The organism is Pedobacter suwonensis, from assembly GCF_044762335.1.
Classification (GTDB): domain Bacteria; phylum Bacteroidota; class Bacteroidia; order Sphingobacteriales; family Sphingobacteriaceae; genus Pedobacter.
Window position 1 is genome coordinate 15276 of the sequence record NZ_JBIWEB010000014.1, and the last position, 17838, is coordinate 33113.

The 17838-nt window shown below is 37.9% G+C and carries 17 protein-coding genes; 12 read left to right on the forward strand and 5 right to left on the reverse strand.

Annotated features, from left to right (window positions below; translation table 11 throughout):
* Positions 1-56: 56 nt before the first annotated feature.
* The gene (locus ACIQXP_RS18785) at positions 57-2492 is read left to right on the forward strand and encodes a hypothetical protein (RefSeq protein WP_387506839.1); all 2436 of its coding nucleotides are present in this window, start codon (positions 57-59) and stop codon (positions 2490-2492) included.
* Positions 2493-2668: 176 nt separating this feature from the next.
* Here the strand turns inward: ACIQXP_RS18785 and ACIQXP_RS18790 are convergent, their stop codons facing one another.
* Together ACIQXP_RS18790 and ACIQXP_RS18795 are read right to left on the reverse strand one after the other, a co-directional pair.
* Positions 2669-3559, reverse strand: coding sequence for a hypothetical protein (locus ACIQXP_RS18790; protein ID WP_402758935.1), 891 nt, complete (start codon positions 3557-3559; stop codon positions 2669-2671).
* A gap of 86 nt (positions 3560-3645) precedes the next feature.
* Entirely contained in the window at positions 3646-4353 is a 708-nt protein-coding gene (locus tag ACIQXP_RS18795; protein ID WP_387506834.1) for a DUF2490 domain-containing protein, read from the reverse strand.
* Positions 4354-4779: 426 nt separating this feature from the next.
* Here ACIQXP_RS18795 and fabV point away from each other — a divergent pair, with 426 nt between their 5' ends.
* From fabV to ACIQXP_RS18820, 5 genes are all read left to right on the forward strand, one after another.
* Positions 4780-5973: an enoyl-ACP reductase FabV gene (gene fabV / locus ACIQXP_RS18800; RefSeq protein ID WP_387506832.1), complete on the forward strand. Its 1194-nt coding sequence runs from the start codon at positions 4780-4782 to the stop codon at positions 5971-5973.
* 150 nt (positions 5974-6123) lie between these two features.
* A complete protein-coding gene (locus tag ACIQXP_RS18805) occupies positions 6124-6660 on the forward strand; it encodes a GNAT family N-acetyltransferase (protein WP_293743230.1) in 537 nt (178 codons plus the stop codon).
* 213 nt (positions 6661-6873) lie between these two features.
* Positions 6874-7326, forward strand: coding sequence for a cold-shock protein (locus tag ACIQXP_RS18810; protein WP_293743231.1), 453 nt, complete (start codon positions 6874-6876; stop codon positions 7324-7326).
* Between the two features lie 520 nt (positions 7327-7846).
* Positions 7847-8533 carry an SIMPL domain-containing protein gene (locus ACIQXP_RS18815; RefSeq protein ID WP_387506827.1) on the forward strand — a complete coding sequence of 229 codons (687 nt, stop codon included), beginning with the start codon at positions 7847-7849 and terminating at the stop codon, positions 8531-8533.
* Positions 8534-8628: 95 nt separating this feature from the next.
* Positions 8629-8943 carry a hypothetical protein gene (locus ACIQXP_RS18820; protein WP_090983032.1) on the forward strand — a complete coding sequence of 105 codons (315 nt, stop codon included), beginning with the start codon at positions 8629-8631 and terminating at the stop codon, positions 8941-8943.
* A gap of 187 nt (positions 8944-9130) precedes the next feature.
* Here the strand turns inward: ACIQXP_RS18820 and serS are convergent, their stop codons facing one another.
* On the reverse strand, positions 9131-10402 hold the full coding sequence (serS, locus tag ACIQXP_RS18825) for a serine--tRNA ligase (RefSeq protein WP_387506825.1): 1272 nt from the start codon (positions 10400-10402) through the stop codon (positions 9131-9133).
* Between the two features lie 117 nt (positions 10403-10519).
* On the opposite strand from serS, the gene rsmI reads away from it, so the two are divergent.
* From rsmI to ACIQXP_RS18855, 6 genes are all read left to right on the forward strand, one after another.
* A complete protein-coding gene (gene rsmI, locus ACIQXP_RS18830; RefSeq protein WP_387506822.1) occupies positions 10520-11233 on the forward strand; it encodes a 16S rRNA (cytidine(1402)-2'-O)-methyltransferase in 714 nt (237 codons plus the stop codon).
* A gap of 39 nt (positions 11234-11272) precedes the next feature.
* Entirely contained in the window at positions 11273-11926 is a 654-nt protein-coding gene (locus ACIQXP_RS18835) for a PH domain-containing protein (protein ID WP_387506820.1), read from the forward strand.
* A 209-nt stretch (positions 11927-12135) separates the two neighbouring features.
* Entirely contained in the window at positions 12136-13764 is a 1629-nt protein-coding gene (gene lnt / locus ACIQXP_RS18840) for an apolipoprotein N-acyltransferase (protein WP_387506818.1), read from the forward strand.
* On the forward strand, positions 13757-14218 hold the full coding sequence (locus ACIQXP_RS18845; RefSeq protein WP_387506816.1) for a DinB family protein: 462 nt from the start codon (positions 13757-13759) through the stop codon (positions 14216-14218). Before lnt ends, ACIQXP_RS18845 begins: the two co-directional genes overlap by 8 nt.
* A gap of 4 nt (positions 14219-14222) precedes the next feature.
* Positions 14223-14741, forward strand: a complete 519-nt coding sequence (lspA, locus tag ACIQXP_RS18850; RefSeq protein ID WP_387506814.1) for a signal peptidase II — start codon at positions 14223-14225, stop codon at positions 14739-14741.
* Between the two features lie 88 nt (positions 14742-14829).
* The gene (locus ACIQXP_RS18855) at positions 14830-15246 is read left to right on the forward strand and encodes an OsmC family protein (protein WP_387506811.1); all 417 of its coding nucleotides are present in this window, start codon (positions 14830-14832) and stop codon (positions 15244-15246) included.
* A gap of 189 nt (positions 15247-15435) precedes the next feature.
* Here the strand turns inward: ACIQXP_RS18855 and ACIQXP_RS18860 are convergent, their stop codons facing one another.
* Positions 15436-17076, reverse strand: a complete 1641-nt coding sequence (locus ACIQXP_RS18860) for an NAD+ synthase (protein WP_293743239.1) — start codon at positions 17074-17076, stop codon at positions 15436-15438.
* Positions 17077-17160: 84 nt separating this feature from the next.
* Positions 17161-17835: a porin family protein gene (locus ACIQXP_RS18865; protein WP_387506808.1), complete on the reverse strand. Its 675-nt coding sequence runs from the start codon at positions 17833-17835 to the stop codon at positions 17161-17163.
* Positions 17836-17838: the final 3 nt, after the last annotated feature.

The following is a 17838-nucleotide window of genomic DNA, read 5'->3' on the forward strand; positions in this document are numbered from 1 at the left end:
TTTTTATTAAATATCAAATAAATATTCCTACGCCGCTAACCAAACATCTTTAAATCATGATAGAACTATCACCATATCAAACAAAATTTTTAAATTACTATGATAGATTTACAGGAATTCCATTTAATGCTATCAAGATAACTACATGGCATGATGGTACTGCTATGGATGATTCAAAAGTAGATAATGTTATTTACTTTAAAGTATCGACCGATCTAGGTGGCGGATACGCTAAGAGGTACTATGAAGGATATATTGACCCTAGGTGGTTTGGTTTGAAACTTGACGGCATAACTGATGACACGGATGCCTTTAATTATATGTTTCAAATAATTGAAGACAACTCTTCAATACTTTTTGATACAGGTACATGTAAGTTTGACAGAGTATTTTTAAAGGAAAAAAAATTCATTAGCCTGATAGGAATTGGTACTATTTTCACTGGCACTATTGTTGTCGGAAATTCGAATTTATCGGCACCAGTTTTCCCATATAATTTTAGTGCTGAAGGTTTAATTTTTGATCATACACTTGACAAAAAAAATTGCTTTGAATTTGTGAACTGTCAAAATTTCTCTCTAGAAAAAATAAAAGCTATAGGTTCATGGAATACGGGCTCAGAAGCCATAGCGTACATACAACCATTAGATAAAATTCAACATGTTAATAGATGCTGTATAAAAGCGTCGAGTGGTTTTGCCGATTATCTTTTATTTGCCGATAATCCGATAAATGTTGCTCCATACACAGGTATAAAAATGACTTTAGGAGATATCGAAATAACAGGGAATTTTGCACTAGAATGTAAAATTTGCAATATTTTAGGCTTTGGCATAGATGGCATTTTATCTTCTGGAAACACTCACTTTATGACATCTAATTTCTATAGAAGTCAGATAAAAAATCAAAACATACGATTAGTAGGATCTAATTTTATAAGAATTATTGGAGAAAGTTTATTTGAGTCAGGTTTGGAAAGCATTTTATTTGAAAGATGTAGAAATATCATAGCTACAGGTTTACAAATAGCATGGCCTGGACAAAGAGATGTTAATTATGCCTACGGAATAAGACTAACGGGGAAGGGTTATACTGATGTCAATTATACTACTAGCGTAATTTCTGATATAATATGTGATAGATGTCCAGGTACTGTAATTAAATTAGATGAAGGTTGTCAAAGAGTTATTGTTCATGGAATTAAAGGAACTGCAACAGGAAATGGAAGTTTTTACTACGGAACAAGTATATATCCAAGCGGATTACCTGCAGGCGATCCAAACAATACCCCATTAGTAAGCTCAGTTGCACATAATTGTGTTGAAACCCATCCTGATGTAAGATGGTGCTCAGTACACGATAATACTGATGACAACGCGGGGTTTTTATTTGGATTTGACGAATCTTTAGCTATTCCTAATAGAGAATTACTAATACACTATAATAATGCTGGAAATGGAGGACAATTTGAAAGTCAATCAAATACGATAACATCATTAGATTCGGGGAGAGTTAATACTAATGGTAAAAATAATATTATACTTGATATAGCTACAGGAACACCCCTTATAACTGATATAATAAATGCAAAAGTTGGTGACGTCGTGATGCTTTATAATAGAAATGAATTGTCTATTACCATTGAAAATAATGCCAATATTCAATTGGCATTTAACACAAATACTGTAATAAATAGATATACTACTATGACTTTACAGAAAAGATCAGATAAGTGGTACGAAGTGAGCAAAACTGTTGGAGCAACAACTACCCCAAATAGTTTATCGATTAGTGGTCCATCAGGCAGTAGCAGAGATTTTAATTTTCGAACATCTGGAATTCCTAGATGGATTGAAAGAGTTAATTCTACAGCCGAATCCGGAAATAATTCAGGCAGTGATTATGAACTAATAGCTAGAAATGATGCGGGAGGACTATTGGGTATAGTTAGTAGAATTTATAGAGCAACGATGAATTGGCATATAGGAGATATTGCTAATGATATATTGACATCTATTTTTTCTGTTAATTCTGTTACCAAAGGATCATTACCTTTCCCAAGGATGAATACTACTCAAAGGGATGCGATCGCTAATCCATCACAGGGGCTGATGATTGAAAATCTATCATTGAATAGAATTCAAAGATATGATTCGGTATTGGGATCTTGGCAGGACATTAAAGAGGTTAAAGGAGCCATAGTTAACAAGGTCAGCAATTACACAATGCAACTATCTGATTATGGAGCGAATGGAATGGCTACAGTATATTTGGATGCTACGGGGGCTCCATTTACTTTAACGCTACTACCAGCAGCAATTGATATAGGTTATACGACTAAATTAATTAAAACTGATGCCAGCTCTAATGTAATAACTGTTAAGGGCAATGCTTCAGAATTGATAAATAACTCGAACACAGATACGACATTAAGTACTCAATTCGCCTCATTTATTTTAGATTCTAACGGCATAAAACACTTTAAATTTTAGCGCAAATCGAGTAGAAAATTCAGTATCAAAAGTCATTTTTGAGATTAATATGGCAAATTAAATTTAAGACAATCCCTAATTTGCCGATAAAAAGCTATAATTTTTAGTTTGAAATCGTCGCTTTTTTATCCTTTAGAAGTCTTAGAAATTAAATTCTGTTTATGATTTGTACATCTTTAAAACTGGACCCCGAACAGCCAAATATTTTCGATATAATTAATCTTCTGACTTGCATGATCATATTCATCCCAACCTGTGGTATGTACGTTCGTTAAATTCGTGGCACCAAATTTTGTCGTATTCTGCAGGTAAACATTTCTCCAGATATAAAATTTAAGCCCAAGTTTTGCCGAAACGCCATAACCTGAAATGCTGAAATGATTATTTCTACCCTGGCCAAAAAGGCGTACATCTGATCGTGGTACCATTAGTCCGCCGCCCAAACCTGTCTCTAAAGTCAAGGAAGTATTGCCTCCGGGTGCAACCCAGATATCATCATAACGCTCAATTTCAATATTGGCATAGTTAAAGCCATCAGTATGCTCATAAGTGAGCATATTCTCTTTCACATTAATACTTTGCCCGTTATAATCGCCAGCCAGGCTTCCGGTGGGTGTGTTTGTAGGCGAAATATTGGAACCAATATGACCATCAATCGTAACGGTTTGCGGAATATCCATCACATATTTCATGTGATCCCAACCTATTGAAATGCTGTAATTATCTTTTAGAAAATATCCAACGCGTATATCATACTGTGGCACAGTAATTAAACCCGGATTTAAATAACTCCAGCTCAATTTCGATTGTCGATCGTGTGCAACAACATCTTTTAAAGTAAAATCATAATTAGGCCCCTGAAACCTGATATCGCTCTTGCCGTACCAGGAGCTATTATAACCCCAGTTGAAAAAGAAATCGCCTTTACGCGAAAAATTTCTTCTATGCATAGGGTTAAATAAGCTTTTAGAAGTTGATATACGGTCTGTTGTAACGCTTTGAATTTCTTGTGCCTGCATCCGCTTGCCAAACAAGAATGCCAAAAAAAGAATGGTTATTTTTTTCACTTGGCAAATTGAGCAAAAAGACGAATCATTTACAACAGGTTTAACACTTCGCAGGGGCTTGTCAGGTAAAAAATGACTTTAAAACATTAAAACCTGGTGTATATGGCCAACTGAATAATGTTATTGACCGTATTGTTTGAAAGGCCATGTGTAGCCTGGTTCATATAACCAGCTTCCAGATCGAGTTGCTTCGAAAAACGATAACCTGCGGCAAGGTACAACCTGTTCTGATCAAACACACTGTTATTGATTTTGCTTTTGTTCTGAAGATTTAAAAAAACTTCGTTTTGCAAAGCCACAAAAGCGCCCTTTGTAAAAGCAGGCTGCGTTTTCTTTAAGGGCTGGATCAACCTCACAAAATAACGGAACCGCTGCGAAAATACATCCTCTCCGGTTCTGCCGATAAAACGTTGCTCCACCCTAAACCTATGACTTGCAAATACCGAACTGAGTTTATGATTGTAAATGTATTGTTCAAAAATACGGTGTTCGTGAAGGGTAAGATCGGCACTTCCCGTCATTTCTGTTGTGGTGGTCTGCCACAGATACCCTAATGCAACATTACTTTTGTTACTGATGAAATACTGCAACGCAGGCCTTACCAAAGTATTCCGCACATAGCCCCAATCATCGGCTGAACGGGCCTGAAAATCAAATTGCAATCCCCATTTATCATTAAATCTGGTGTTATTTAAAAACATAAACCAACCCGAATTTTGATGTTGGGTTTGCGCATATAGCTTTCCTGAAGCCATGATGAGTACCATCACGGCAGATAATAGCATTTTTTTCATAATAGATAAACCGGTTTTACCTGTGTGCCGCTAAATTAGTAGAAATATATGAGAGTCCGAAGTCAGGGGTCCGTATCAGAAGTCTGATCGCCTGAATTACACCTCCAGCTCTGCGCTCTCTGTGAAACCTCTGCTCACTTTGCGGTTAAAAAAAATTCGGGAGTCAGGGGACCAGCATCAGAAGTCCAATTGCCTGAATTATACCTTCAGCTTGGCGTTCTTCGCGAAGACCTCTGCTCACTTTGCGGTTAAAAAAAGTCGGAAGTCGGGGGTCCGGGGTCAGAAGTCTGATCGCCTAAATTTAAAATTCATTTAATGTTAAACAATTAAAAATATATCTTCGTTAAAGATTTGGGCATTAAGGCATTTTATATGACCTTAAAACTGCGCTTATTTTAACATTACAAAACGTAAAAAAGAACAAAAATGATTATTGAACCTAGAATGAGGGGCTTTATCTGTTTAACCGCACATCCTGATGGCTGCGCGCAAAACGTAAAGAATCAAATTGAATATGTAAAATCTAAAGGCGCGATCAACGGCCCGAAAAAAGTATTGGTTATTGGCGCATCAACAGGTTTCGGTTTAGCATCGCGTATTACTGCTGCTTATGGCTCTGGCGCTTCTACCATTGGCGTATTTTTTGAAAAAGCACCTTCAGAAGGTAAAACAGCATCACCAGGCTGGTATAACACTGCAGCCTTCGAAAAAGAAGCTCATGCTGCAGGTTTGTATGCCAAAAGTATCAATGGCGATGCTTTCTCTAAAGAAATTAAAGACAAAACCATCGAGCTCATCAAAGCTGACCTTGGTCAGGTGGATCTTATTATTTATAGCCTGGCTTCGCCTGTAAGAAAACACCCTGATACCGAAGTATTACACCGCTCTACCTTAAAACCTATCGGTGGTACCTATACCAATAAGACTGTCGACTTCCACACCGGTAAGGTGAGCGAGATATCCATTGAGCCAGCTACGGAAGAAGATATTGCCAATACCGTTGCCGTAATGGGCGGCGAGGATTGGGCCATGTGGATTGATGCCTTAAAAGCTGAAAATCTGCTTGCCGAAGGTGCAACCACCGTAGCTTATTCGTATATAGGTCCTGCTTTAACCGAACCGGTATACCGAAAAGGGACAATTGGAAGAGCCAAAGATGATTTAGAAGCAACTGCATTTAAAATAGCTGATAAATTAAAAGATATTGAGGGCAAAGCCTATGTATCGGTTAATAAAGCATTGGTAACGCAGGCAAGTTCTGCAATTCCGGTTATTCCGTTATATATTTCATTGTTGTATAAAGTGATGAAAGCAGAAGGCGTTCACGAAGGTACAATTGAGCAAATCCAACGATTATATGCTGACCGGTTATACACAGGCAACGCCGTTCCTGTTGATGAAAAAGGAAGAATCAGAATTGACGATTGGGAAATGCGTGAGGATATTCAGGCTGAAGTGGCTAAACTTTGGGAAGAAGCTACTACTGAAACCTTGCCTGCAATAGGCGATTTACCTGGTTACAGATCTGATTTCTTAAGTTTATTTGGTTTCGAAATTGATCAGGTTGATTATCAAAAAGATGCCCAGGAAGTAGTAGAAATTGAAGGTTTAGTAAATTAAATAACTGATTCATAGAGATGCGTCATTCCCAACCTAATTGGGAATCATAATGCCAGGATTTAAGATTTCCAGGTGCATGGAAATGACTAATTTTAAAAACACAATCACAAACGGCTGGCCGAAAAGCCGGCCGTTTTCAGTACAAATAAAATGAGTTTCGATTTACAGCCTACGCTGGAACAAGATTTAATCAAGGTAGTTCCATTAAAGGAATCTGATTTTGAAGCGCTTTTTGCTGTAGCTTCGGATCCTTTAATTTGGGAGCAGCACCCCAATAAAGACCGGTACAAAAGAGCGGTATTCGCAAATTTCTTTAAAGGGGCTATAGCATCAAAAGGTGCCTTTATCATTTATGAAAACGAAACCGATAAAATTGTGGGCAGTTCCAGGTACTACGATTTAGATGAAAATGACCATTCAGTTGCCGTTGGCTACACTTTTATTGCGCGTGAGTTTTGGGGCAAGGGACATAATAAGGCTTTAAAAACGTTAATGTTCAATCATGCTTTTCAATTTATAGATAAAGTAGTATTACATATCGGTGCGACTAACTTTCGTTCGCAAAAATCAATTGAAAAGTTAGGAGGTGTGAAAATCGCTGAAATAGAGGTAGCCTATTACGGAGAGCCAATAAAATGGAATTACGTATACCAGATCGACAAGCTATACTGGGAGACGTTGCAATAATATTTTAGCCATAGCGTTTAATATATAAAAGAAACTGCAGTTAACAATACTTACCCTCACGCCAACTCGGCAAAACATCTTGCTCTAATCATGTGTTGTTAACTCTAAATAGAGCGCAACACCGAATAAAATCGTGTTTCTACTTTAGTATTGTTATCTTTGTATAATTCTCCTTTCCACTCACCCTTCAAAAACAAAACAATTAAATAAAATATGGCTAAATCTCAGGCAACATACAGTAAAAAAGAGAACGAAAAAAAACGATTAAAAAAACAAAAAGACAAACAAGAAAAAAAAGAAGAACGTCAGGCTAATGCTAAAAAAGGCTTAACACTTGAAGATATGATGGCGTACGTTGATGAAAACGGGAACATCTCTTCTACCCCGCCAGATCCGAAGAAAAAGAAAATTATTAATACAGAAGATATTCAGATCGGCATTTCTAGACAAGAAGACATCGTTGATGAAAACCCGGTAAAAAAAGGAACAGTCACTTTCTTTAACGACAGCAAAGGCTACGGTTTTATTAAAAACACTGAAACACAAGACAGTATTTTCGTTCATGCAAACGGTTTAATCACCCAGATTAAAGAAGGTGATAAAGTTACGTTTGAAGTAGAAATGGGCCAAAAAGGACCAACGGCAGTTAAAGTATCGAAAGTTTAACCGCTAACACGCTATTCCCTTTGCAACTCTAATTGCAAAAACATGATTAAAATTTTGCAGAAAACTCTGCTGCGCCAGGTTTTATAACCACTTTATAATTCCGTCTATTTGAGCATAAAACCTTGCGCATAATTTTATTCATCAACTTATTTTCTGAAATCCTTTTTATAAGATCATCCCGATATATTTCTATCAAAACATTTTAGCTTGTGCATTAGCCTGAATATTTAAGTGGGCAACTTGTATTATATAATTCTATTTTTTATCCGGGCTATTAATACTTAATTTATCTTACTGTATGTAAACTACATAGGATTATTATTTAGCGAATTGTAGCTTTTATAAAGCGCCTATCGTTTATAAAAATAAAAAAAAACATAATCTCGGTGTGGAATTTGCACATCGTTTACATCATTACAGTACACACAAAGAAAAATAGATATGAAACCTGCATAAGCACAAAAGCTAAATATAAAAAAGCTTATGCAAGCTTCATAACAGTTAAAAAACACTACAAATTATGAAAAAGTTAATAGCACTAGCCCTGATTGCATTTTTAGGTTTATCCTCAGCAATGGCCCAACAAGTAGATTTACGTAGAAAAATAAGCGTAAGCGGTACCTCAGAAACAGAAGTTACCCCCGATATCATCTACATCGGTATTTCACTTAAAGAATATTTAAACGGAAAGAAAAAAGTTGATATCACAGAGTTGGAAAAACAATTGTATGCCGCAGTACAAAAAGCAGGTATTGCCAAAGAAAATCTAACCATTAGCAACTTAAGTAGCTGGAATTATACTACGGAAAAGAAAAAAAATCCTGATTTCCTGGCCAGTAAACAGTACCGTTTAAAAGTCAGCGATCTAAACAAATTCAACCTTATATTAGAATCTTTAGATGCTAAAGGAATTGACAATACGAATATTGAAAGTTACGATTATTCTAAAATCGAAACCTTAAAAAAAGAGCTTAAAGTTAAAGCCTTATTGGCCGCAAAAGAGAAAGCAGCATATATGGTAGAGGCACTAGGCGACAAATTAGGTAGTGTAATCGAGATACAAGATGGCGGGGACAATGTAATGCAACCTGTTTACAGAAATTATGCAATGAAAGCTGAAATGGCCGACGCTTCCAGCGCACCTGAAATTGATTTCAAGAAAATTAAACTGAATTTTACAGTAAATGCGGTTTTCGAGATCAAATAAGAATTTCAATAATAAATTAATGCTTTTAAAACCTACCAGAACATTTTGGTAGGTTTTTTGTTACCTAGAGATTGAACACTAAAAAATTAGATATTATGAAAAAATTCATCTACACACTTGCGCTGGTATTTGCTTTAGGTATTAGCTTTAATTCAGCTCAGGCAGCTGACAAACCTGCGAAAAACCCAACAGAATTATCTGCAGAACAAGCAGTGAAACTGGAAAAAATTAAAACCCGTGTTGAAGAAATCAGAGACATGGACAAATCGAACTTAACCAGAGCAGAGCGTAAGGCTTTACGTAGCGAGTTAAAAGAATTAAAAGGTCAGGCCCGGGCCATTTCTGGTGGTGTTTACCTTTCAGTTGGCGCAATCATCATCATTATTTTGTTATTGATCCTGATTTTATAATCTCAAGAAACACATCTATCTATAAAAACAAAAAGCTTTGCAACGTTGCAAAGCTTTTTTTATGCCCGTCTTGTGAAGTTTGCTCAGCTCTGTGCAAAAGAGAACTTCACAAGTCTCCGCGAGGCCTAAGCAAAACTAACGAAGTTCACTGCGCACAAGCCCACTAAAACTCCATTAGTTTCCGCGATTAATCAATTATGTTAAACCCGGTGTACTTCACCAAAGCTTCTGGAATTTTAATTCCGTTTTCAGTTTGATAATTTTCTAAAATAGACGCCACGATGCGAGGCAAGGCCAGTGCACTTCCGTTTAATGAGTGTGCCAACTGCGCTTTTCCCTCTTTGCCTTTAAAACGTAGTTTCAAACGGTTACTCTGGTAGGTTTCAAAGTTTGACACAGAAGAAACCTCCAGCCAGCGTTCCTGGGCAGCACTCCATACCTCCATGTCGTAGGTCATGGCAGAAGTAAAGCCCATATCACCACCACATAAACGCAAAACGCGGTAGTGTAATCCCAGTTCTTTCAATAAAGATTGCACATATTGGCTCATCTCTTCTAAAGTTTCATAAGATTTATCCGGATGGGTAACCTGAACCACCTCAACCTTATCAAACTGGTGTAAACGGTTTAAACCACGTACATGAGCACCGTATGAGCCTGCTTCCCTACGGAAGCAAGGCGTATAAGCTGTATTTTTAATTGGTAAATCTTCTTCTTTAAGAATGACATCACGGTACAAATTGGTTACCGGAACTTCTGCTGTCGGGATTAAATATAAATCATCAACAGTTGAATGGTACATTTGCCCTTCCTTATCTGGTAACTGGCCAGTACCAAAGCCTGAAGCTGCATTAACCAAATGCGGCACCTGCATTTCTTTATAACCCGCAGCTGTTGCATGATCTAGAAAGAAATTGACCAGTGCCCGCTGTAACCTCGCTCCTTTTCCTTTATAAACAGGAAAACCAGCACCAGTGATTTTTACGCCTAATTCGAAATCGATGATATCATATTTCGCAGCAAGCTCCCAATGTGGTAACGCTTTGCTTGGTAACTGAGCAGGCTCGCCATGTGTTAAAATAACCTCGTTTTCTTCTGCAGTAGATCCCTTTTTTACCAGGTGATAGGGTAAATTAGGCAATTGAACAATCAAATTGTGCTGAGCAGTTTCCAACTCATTCAATTGATCACTCAGGTTTTTAATATTTTCCTTGTGAGAAGCCGTTTGTGCCTTAATGGCCTCCGCTTCTTCTTTTTTACCCGTACGCATTAAATCGCCAATCTGCTTGGCAGCTGCGTTAGCTTCAGCAGAAATGCTATCCAACGAGGTTTGAGTGGAACGACGTTCTTCATCAATCTTAATGATTTCGTCTACCAGTTCTGGCTGTTTAAAATTACGGATACTTAAACGTTCTAAAACTTTCTCTCTATTTTCGCGGATATAGTTAACTTGCAGCATTATTTAATTTTTTAAGCAAAGATAATAATTAAGTCGTCATTGCGAACGTAGTGCGGCAATCTCTACACAAAAAGATTGCTTCGTCGTTCCTTTTCGCAATGACGGACACAGAAAAATATGGATGGCAAACTCTTTCTCGTACCAACGCCCATAGGCAATCTGGAGGATATGACCTTTAGGGCAATCCGTATATTAAAAGAATGCGACCTGATCCTCGCTGAAGATACCCGCACCAGTGCTCCGATGCTCAAACATTTTGGGATTGATAAAAGAGTTTTCTCGCACCACCAGCACAATGAGCATAAGGCCACTTCAGAAATCATTAAGTTTTTAAACGAAGGACAAAAAATTGCCCTGATATCTGATGCCGGAACCCCCGCCATTTCCGATCCTGGTTTTTTCCTGGTACGCGAGGCCATTAAAAATGATATTGCTGTAGAGTGTTTACCTGGCGCAACGGCTTTTGTACCTGCTTTGGTTAACTCGGGTTTACCTGCTGATGCATTTTGTTTCGAAGGTTTTTTGCCGGTGAAAAAAGGCAGGCAAACCAAATTTAAAAAACTGGCCGAAGAAGAACGCACCATTATACTTTACGAAAGTCCACATCGTTTATTAAAAACTTTAGAAGAGTTTGCCCAGTATTTGGGTACCGATAGACAGGCGTCGGTTAGTAGAGAACTCACCAAAATGTTCGAAGAAACTGTTCGCGGAACCTTGACTGAAATAAAATCACACTTTGAAAACAATACTTTAAAAGGAGAATTTGTAATTTGCATAGCGGGGAAACCCAATATTAAAAACAAAAACAAATATGAAGGTGCTGAAGATTAGCATCAAAAATCTAAACCACAGTACAATTTTAAAAATATCATGATGAGTATAGATAGATTTCTGAGTGACGAACAAGACCCAAAAGCGGTTGAAAAAGTTATTGGAAAATTAAACGACCTGCTAACCACAGGCGAAGAACTTTTATATTTAGCCGTACAGAAAAAACCAGCGGTAAATTTACTACCCGATAGCATTGCCATTTCAAATAAGCGCATTTTCTATTGCGAGCCTGGTAATCTGGGCTTAACGATGAATTTCAAAGATATTTCGTGGAAAAGCATTAAAGAGGTTTCCTTTAAAGAAGAATTTTTTGGTTCTAAATTTATCTGTGTACCACAACATGGCGAAAACATCGTAACCGAATTTATCCCAAAAGTACAGGCACGTAAATTACATCAGGCCGCCAATCAGCAACTAGAAGAGTATAAAGAAATGCTGCGCCAGCAAAAACTGGAAGAAAACCGCGCAACAGCCTCTCCCATTAATTTAACTGCCCAGCCTATTGCCGAAATACCTACTTATGAACCCGCGCCAGAGCCTGCACAACCAGTAATCCAAATTGCCGAGGTGGTAGAAGAGCCGGAAGACGAAACTACGTTAAAGTTGCGGAAGCTAAAAACTTTATACGATAAACACCTGATTACCCAGGAAGAATATGAGGCTAAAAAAGCAAATATTTTAGATAGTTTGTAGAAATCCGTCACCCTGAATAAATTCAGGGTCTTAATTGATTGTAAAAGATGGAAAGAGCCGGATGTGTTTATATATTAACTGCTTCACACCCTTAAATCCTTACAATAAAACAGCATTTAAGATGCTGACCACGGAGTAGCTACAAGGCAACTGAAAGCACTGTTGCTACTTGTAAAATAAATTCAGCATGACGATTTTACCGCTAAGTAATGAAATCTAAACAAACCTATCTCCTCGCTCTCTTAAGTGCATTCTTACTTTGGCTGGCCTGGCCACCAATGCCTTTTACCACACCGCTGTTATTAATTGGCCTGGTGCCTTTGTTCATTGCACTAAATGCCATTTCAAACGATTCCGGAAAGAAACAGGGTAAAAGAATTTTCCTGACGGCAGGTTTAACTTTTTTGGTCTGGAATACAACATCAATTTATTGGGTTTATAATGCGATCAGTGCTTATAATGGACCGCTTGTAGCCCTACCGGTCTCATTAATTCCATTTGGATTAGGTGCATTGTTAATGACTTTTGCTTTTTGGTTATACTATAGATTAGGCAAGTATGTAAATAAAAAGATGGCTTATTTCGGCTTGATTTCCTTTTACATCGCTCTAGAATACCTGCAGCAAACCTGGGATTTGGCTTTCCCCTGGATGACCTTGGGTAATGGCCTGGCAGGTATGCACCAATTAGCCCAATGGTATGATTATACCGGTGTTTATGGTGGTTCGCTATGGATTTTATTGAGCAATATCCTGGCTTTTGAAGCTTATCAGAAATTCAGATCACAAACCGGCTATTTAGGGTTTAGAACAGCGGGTATCTGGGCTTTGGTAGTGATTATTCCTATCAGCATTTCATTAACCAAATACTTTACGGCAGTACAAAAGGGTACACCAAGTAATGTGGTGGTGGTTCAGCCTAATATAGATCCCTACCAAAAACTGGAAAATATCCAACCAGCTGAACAGATCAGGATATTGACACACCTATCAGACTCTATTGGGCAAACCAATACCGAGTACTTTATCTGGCCGGAAACTGCCATTCCAAATTACGCAGATGAAGATAAAATCAGAGGCAATAGTGATTTCATCACCCTGCAAAGCTTTTTATCAAAGTACAAAAACGGAACATTAATTACAGGTATAGAAAGTATTAAAATTTATCAGGATAAAAAAACTATAACCTCAAAGTTTGATAACCAACGGGGTATTTATTTTGATAATTTTAACACCGCCATGCAGGTAGAAAATTCTGCTAATGTTCAGTTTTACCACAAATCCAAACTGGTTCCCGGGGTAGAAAAAATGCCCTTTCCAAAAGTATTTTCGTTTTTAGACGGCGTTTTTGCTCAGTTGGGTGGAACTGTTGGAGGATGGGGCTGGCAAGATAAGCCGAGTGTGCTTTACGCCCAGAGCGGCATTGGGGTTGCGCCTGTGGTTTGTTATGAAAGTTTATGGGGCGACTGGATCGGTGAGCAGGTTAAAGACGGGGCACAGTTTATTGCGATTATTACCAACGATGGATGGTGGGGAAATACCTCAGGAAAAGACCAGCATATGATGTATGCCAAACTGAGAGCCATTGAAACCCATCGCGATGTAGCCCGCTCGGCCAATACGGGAATTTCGTGCTTCATCAATCAACGTGGCGATATAACACAAAGCACCAAATGGTGGACCAGAACTGCCCTGAAGGCCAACATCAACCTGAATGACGAGATTACCTTTTATGTAAAAAGCGGAGATCTAATCGCAAAATTATTGTGCATTACCACCATTCTATTGGCTTTGATTATTCCGTTTAGAAAATGGATCAGGAAAACGGGCCATGCTTAAACAACAATACGATTTCGTTTTATCATCCAGGAATACCCTTTTAAATTATATCGGGAGTGTTTCTGAACAGCACTTCTTAACTGATAACAGTTCGTTCGGCAGAGGTTCCATCAGAAATTTGTTGGTTCATATTTGCCAAACCTATTGCGCATGGATTGGCGAAAGGGCTTTAGGCATTGAACAGGAGTTTCTAGCTTTCGAAAATTACCAGACGTTACAAGACTGCCGAACTTACTTCAACCGCGTGGATGGATACATTTCATTATTTGCAGAAAAAATTAAGGGGAATGAGTTAAAGGAAATGGAATTACAAAGAAACGGAGCGATTTTAATCGTAAATCCTTTACAGTTGTTTACCCATGTCATTACACATGAGTTTCATCACAAAGGGCAAATTATGTCATTAAGCCGGCATTTAGGCTACACACCTGTGGATGCCGATATTATCAGATAAAATTATGCAAAAAATAGAAAACCTCCGCTGGTCGGTATTACTCTTATTGTTAACCTTAAATTTTGGCTGCGACCAGATTTCTAAAAGAATTGTTCGTAACGAGATCAGCGATTACGAAAACATAAGCATAATTAAAGACCGTTTCACCTTAACAAAGGTAGAAAACACGGGTGCATTTTTGAGCCTGGGCGATAACATGCCCTACATTTTCAGGCTCATTATTTTAACAGGTTTACCCCTATTATTTTTGCTCTACGGTTTATATTTTCTATTTACCAAACGCAACTTGCCAATGACCATGCAAATTGCTTTGTGTTTTCTGATCGGCGGTGGTGTAGGCAATTTATATGATCGGATTTTGCATGGATCGGTTACCGATTTTATGCACATGGATTTTTACCTCTTCCAAACAGGTGTTTTTAATTTTGCCGATATTTCGATTATGACAGGTATAAGTATATTGCTTTTTCAATCGTTAAGAGGTAAGATGGTTCAGGAAGAACCAATGGATGAGGCCGGATAATCACATGATTTCTTAACAAAGAATTGCCAGCTTTACACAAACATATTTTTATCTTTAGGTGTTAAACAATCTAAAATAAAATCCGATCATGAAAAGAAATGCAACAGCCGTATGGCAAGGTTCTATTAAAGAAGGTAGTGGTAACATCACTACACAAAGTACTACTTTAAATAATACACAATATTCTTTCAATACCCGCTTTGCAGATGGTGTGGGTACAAATCCAGAAGAATTGATTGCTGCTGCACACGCAGGATGTTTTACCATGAAACTATCTGCTAACTTAACTGAAGCAGGATTTACCGCCGATAAACTGGAAACAAAATGTGAAATCAACCTTGATCCGTCAAAAGGTGAAATTGTTGAATCGCATTTAACTTTAACAGCTTCTGTTCCTGATTTAACAAAAGAAAAATTCGACGAATTGGTAGCAGATGCAGAGAAAAACTGTCCAATCTCTAAATTATTGAATACAACCATTACATTTGATGCTACTTTAGCTTAAAACGTAACGGTGAAACGGTAATCGTCATTTCGAGCGGAATGGAGAAATCTATTTAAAAGATCTCTCCATTCCGCTACGCTTCAGTCGAGACGACCTTTCTACAATTCACGGTTTCAACAACTACCAGTTAACAGTTTTCAGTTTGTAATCCACATTTTAACAATCTCAGCAATTGATCAGTTAAACAACCTAAACCATATATTTCCCTACAATTGGCATTCTTCTGCCCATGCCGAAGGCTTTGGGCGATACCCTTAAAATAGGCGGCGTTTGGTAACGTTTAAATTCGGCAACATTAACCATCTTTAAGATACGTAACACCAACGCTTCATCAAAACCCTGAGCAATAATGGCTTTTGAGCCTTGTTTCTTTTCGATGTGCTGGTATAATATTTTATCGAGAATTTCATATTCAGGCAAAGAATCAGAATCTTTCTGATCGGGCCTTAATTCTGCTGATGGTGGTTTAACAATGGTATTAACCGGTATAATTTCCCTTTCCTTATTGATGTACTTCGCCAGCTCAAAAACCTGCATCTTATACACATCACCAATCACGCCAATTGCACCACACATATCGCCATACAGGGTACCATAACCTACTGCACATTCGCTTTTATTAGATGTATTTAATAAAATATAACCAAATTTATTGCTCATTGCCATGTTGATAATGCCGCGGATCCGCGCCTGGATATTCTCTTCAGTAAGGTTAAAAGGCAAACCTTTGAACGTTGGCGCCAATATGTTGTCAAAAGCTTCGGCAACGTCTTTAATAGGCACAATTTCGTGCATACAACCAATATTGTTCACCAAATCCAAAGCGTCCTGAACAGAATGGTCGGATGAATATTTAGAAGGCATTAAAACGGCCATTACATTCCCGGGGCCTAATGCGCGACAAGCCAGGGCGCAAACCACCGCCGAATCAATTCCGCCAGACAAACCTAAAACGGCTTTACTAAATCCAGACTTCCCAAAATAATCTTTTATGCCTAAAACCAGTGCATCATGAATCTGTTCAATATCTGTTAATCTTTCCGATTGCGGATACTTATTGCGTACATTTTCAATCTCTTCAAGATCAAATACCTGAAGATCCTCTTCAAAATATTTCATCTCTGCTTTCATGGCTCCATCAGCATCAAAAACCAAAGAACCGCCATCAAAAATAATCTCCGTCTGCGCCCCAACCTGGTTTACATAGAAAACTGGCAGGCTGTACTTTTTTGCATTATCGGCCAGTACTTTAATACGTTCATCATCATGGGTATAAGAGAAAGGTGATGCTGCGATATTAATCATTACATCTGGCTGCTCCTTAATCAACTCATCCATTGGATTTGATATATACAATGGATTATCGTTAATATTCCAAAGGTCTTCACAAATGGTCAAGGCAATTTTTTTACCTTTAAAATCGATACAGTTAAATTGTGTGGCCGGTTCAAAATAGCGATATTCATCAAACACATCATAAGTTGGCAACAATGCTTTTCTCACCACTGCCTTAACTTTTCCATCATCAATGAAATAAGCTGCGTTATAAAGGTCTTTCCCCTGCAATAGCTCATTTTTAACAGGGAGCCCAACAATACAGGCAATATCGGTACAGGACTTTGCTATTTCATGGGCCGCGGTTTCACACAACCCAATAAATTCATCAAACTCCAGAAAATCCCTTGGAGGATAACCGCAAATAGCCAATTCGGCAAAAACCACCAGATCTGCCCCTTTGTCTTTTGCCAATTGAATATTTTCAGTTATTTTTCTGGTGTTGGCCTCAAAGTTCCCGATGTGGTAATTAAGTTGTGCCAGTGCTATTTTCATGTTAAATTTATCAGGTTGTGAGTATCAAGTAGTAAGTATCTGGTATCAAGTAGTGCGTATTGAGTATCAAGACAGCTATCTGGATTAAAAGAATACGCCGAAATTAAGTGCTAAATAGTGATTTCTAACATCTCTGGTTTTATCGGTTACAATATTAGTGAAACCGTTATTAAAAGTTAACCCGGCCACTATACTGGTATTGCCCGAAATATCAAATTCCCCACCGCCACCAATAATTAATCCGGCGCGATAAAATTTGATGTGATCAGACACATTTAAATTATCGCCAACAACCATACCATCAGTAACCGCATTTTGTTTTGCACTAATATTAATTGAATTAGACAGTCCAAACTGACCATACCAGCGTTTTCCATCAGTTTTCACAGTCTTAAGCTTAACAGTTAAAGGCAGCTCTACGTATTGTAGCTTATATTTTAAATCGTAAGCTTTTGGTGCTGTATTGCCACTTGCTGCATAATAAGGTGAAACATTGGCCTCTGTGCTTTTACCATTAACAGAAGTAATAGTTAAGGCCGTAGAAAAACTATAATTTGGAGCAAAATTAAAGTCACCAATCAATCCATATGAAAAGCCCAGGGCTACTCCCTCAGTTTTTCCCTGCTCAGGTTTAATCCAGCCAAAAGTTGGACTCGCGGTTAATCCTAACCTAAAACCGTAACTGGTTAAGGGCGAATTTTGTGCCCATGCGCCGAAACTTAAAACAGATAAAATTAAAATGGTTGATATTTTTTTCATGCT